4 protein-coding genes are annotated in these 2,737 nt (G+C 47.8%); all 4 read left to right on the top strand.

Annotated features, from left to right (window positions below):
- Positions 1 to 88 precede the first annotated feature (88 nt).
- The gene (locus Q1K24_RS09735) at positions 89 to 652 is read left to right on the top strand and encodes a hypothetical protein (protein WP_300369536.1); all 564 of its coding nucleotides are present in this window, start codon (positions 89 to 91) and stop codon (positions 650 to 652) included.
- Positions 649 to 1,173, top strand: coding sequence for a c-type cytochrome (locus Q1K24_RS09740; protein ID WP_300369539.1), 525 nt, complete (start codon positions 649 to 651; stop codon positions 1,171 to 1,173). Before Q1K24_RS09735 ends, Q1K24_RS09740 begins: the two co-directional genes overlap by 4 nt.
- A gap of 28 nt (positions 1,174 to 1,201) precedes the next feature.
- A complete protein-coding gene (locus Q1K24_RS09745; RefSeq protein WP_300369542.1) occupies positions 1,202 to 2,113 on the top strand; it encodes a NapH/MauN family ferredoxin-type protein in 912 nt (303 codons plus the stop codon).
- A partial coding sequence (locus tag Q1K24_RS09750) for an ABC transporter ATP-binding protein (protein ID WP_300369545.1) occupies positions 2,113 to 2,737 on the top strand: 625 nt, incomplete at its 3' end. The genes Q1K24_RS09745 and Q1K24_RS09750, both read left to right, overlap by 1 nt.

Here is a 2,737-nt window from a genome sequence, read left to right on the forward strand (position 1 = left end):
GGTGCGTGTGTGGAACTTTGTCCGACCGACGTCATCAAGGTGATACCACGCAAGACATATGCAGATATTTATGGGGGAGGAGACAATAATGCGTAACATAGTAATAATGGCACTAACAAGTGCATTGATAATTGGATTGGCCGGATGTGGTGAGAAAAAAGAGGAAAAAGGCGGAAGCCAAAAGAGTACGACTCAGGAGATCAAAATTACGACGGGTGCTGTAAAAAAAGGCGAAGAAACCAAAACGTCGAAAGAGAATACTGGACAGTTTTACTACTCTTACAACAAAGAGAAAAATGCGACGGATGAAGAATCCAAACGACGCACGACGCTCGATGCCTATCTCCATATCCGTTCACCGTACGAGAGAGTACAGATCGAACTGATGATCAAGAAACTGAGCAAAGATTTCGTTATACGCTGTTCGCCATGTCACGACGATTATGCCAATGGTGTCATCGGGCCATCTCTGCTCGACAAAAATGGGGAATTTATCTACCAGCGTCTTATCGATTTCAAAACCGGCAAGAAAAAGAATGTTTTGATGAAGCAGCTGGTAGAGATGATGGACGATGCCAAACTTAAGAGTATCGCCAACGAGATTGCCGAATTCAACAAACAAATCCAGGAAATGAGAAAGGGTAGACAATGATTCGACACATTATCGCAGCCATCGCCACACTGCTGGCTCTGTGGGCCATGGTCTTCATGTATCAGCTCGATCAGAAAGCGGAGCGCTATAAAAAGATTCAGGAACTGATCGAAAAGACGAAGATTGAAGTGCAGGAAGAGAAGACTGCTATTCAGCCGATTGAGCCGACCGAAGCGCCTGTCAGTGTGGAAGAGCAGATGAAGAAAGAGGAAGACGAAGTCGCGAGAAAGCTCAAATCCCTTCGTGAACGGGCGGGAAGTGCCATGGCGTTCAAAGTCAGTCCGATGTACAAGCAGAAGTGCTCCTCCTGTCACGGTGTCAATGGGGAAGGGGCTATCGGACCGAAACTGATCGGTAAGAGCGAGTCGGAAGTGAACCAGGCATTGATTGACTTCAAAGCCGGTAAGAGAAAAAATTATGTCATGTATGGATTGTTGACCAAAATGAGTAATGAAGATCTCAAAGCGTTGAGTGAAGAGATAGGAACGTTCCAACAGAAACTGGAAGCGGCAACGCAGTAACCGTTTCCCAAAAGATCAAGGAAAAAAGATGGATAGATATAACAGCACGATACGCGATATCATCCGTGCCCCCTTTTTGTCGACATTCTATTACAAAACAAAACGTGGTGGCATCCGTCCGACATGGCGTTTCTGGCGATGGCTGAGTGTGATCATCATCAATATCGCCTTTTTCATCTCCTACCATGTCGATGTCCAGTTGCTTGAAGGGACGATGAACGGTTCGAGACTTTTGGGCTTTCATCTGATCGACCTTTTTACAGCCATCGAAACATGGGCGGCAACGCATGTTATCCATATCAATATGATTATCGGATCGGTGACGATCGCTTTCTTCTATCTGCTGTTTGGAGGAAAAAGCTTTTGTGCGTGGGCATGTCCCTATGGCATTATCAGCGAGATTGGCGAATATTTTCACCAGAAACTCGTTCGAAAGAAGATTATCAAAGAGCGACGCTGGGATCCGCGCATCCGTTTCGCGTTCTGGGCCGTGATTCTGGGTATTACCTTCATCCACGGCTTTTTGATTTTCGAAGTGATCAACCCGATTGGCATCCTGAGCCGGCTTATCGTCTATGGCTGGAGTCTGGCGGCTGTCTGGGTCGTGGTGATACTGCTTTTTGAAATTTTCTATTCGCGTCGTATGTGGTGTACCTATATTTGTCCCGTCGGCACCACCTACAATGTGATCGGCTGGGTCACGGCCACCAAAGTCCAGTGGGACATGGACAAATGCGATCACTGCGGTGCATGTCTCGATGCCTGTTTTGAAAATCATGTCATTGAGTTCATCAAACCGAAATATGACAAGGCCCGGAAAGAGAAAGGTGTCAGCAAACAGCTGGTGATCAACGGTGACTGCACATTGTGCGCGCGCTGCTTCGATGTTTGTCATACCGATGCCTACAACTTTACTTTCCGATTGAAAGATCTGGTCTGATGGGTGCGATTGTCGAAGCGAGAGGTGTCACGAAAACATTCATGGGTGTGAAGGTACTCGACGATGTCTCTCTCGATATCCATCTGGGTGACAGAGTCGCGATGATGGGTCCGAACGGTGCGGGGAAAACGACGTTCGTGAGGACGGTACTGGGTTTTTATCATGTCGACAGGGGCACCGTGCACGTCGATGGAAACGATCCGATCAAAAACCGTACCGACGTGTTGCAACAGATCAGTTTCATACCCCAGTTGCCGCCACCTGTAAAACTCAACATTTCCGAACTGTTGACCTATATTGAACGGAGTACGGGGACATCCAGAAAAGAGATCATTGCACAGGCGAGCGCCATGGAACTCGATGTGGAAAAACAGATGGGCAAACCCTTTTTCAAACTCTCCGGCGGTATGAAGCAGAAACTGCTGATTGCCATCGCACTGGCGAAAAGAAGTCGACGGCTTGTTTTCGACGAACCGACGGCAAACCTCGATCCGAAGGCACGGGAACACTTCTACCGGCTTCTCTCATCGATCGATTACGACCATTCTACTATTTTCATCACCCACCGTGTCGAGGAGATCGAGGGGCTGGCGAACCGGAAAGTCTATATGGATCTCGGGAAGG

Origin of the sequence: Hydrogenimonas sp., from assembly GCF_029932565.1 — a bacterium.
GTDB lineage: Bacteria > Campylobacterota > Campylobacteria > Campylobacterales > Hydrogenimonadaceae > Hydrogenimonas.

Bases quoted from the DNA above. Each gene is read 5' to 3' on its own strand.
- Q1K24_RS09735 (WP_300369536.1), top strand. From the start codon at position 89: ATGCGTAACATAGTAATAATGGCACTAACAAGTGCATTGATAATTGGA.
- Q1K24_RS09745 (WP_300369542.1), top strand. From the start codon at position 1,202: ATGGATAGATATAACAGCACGATACGCGATATCATCCGTGCCCCCTTT.
- Q1K24_RS09740 (WP_300369539.1), top strand. From the start codon at position 649: ATGATTCGACACATTATCGCAGCCATCGCCACACTGCTGGCTCTGTGG.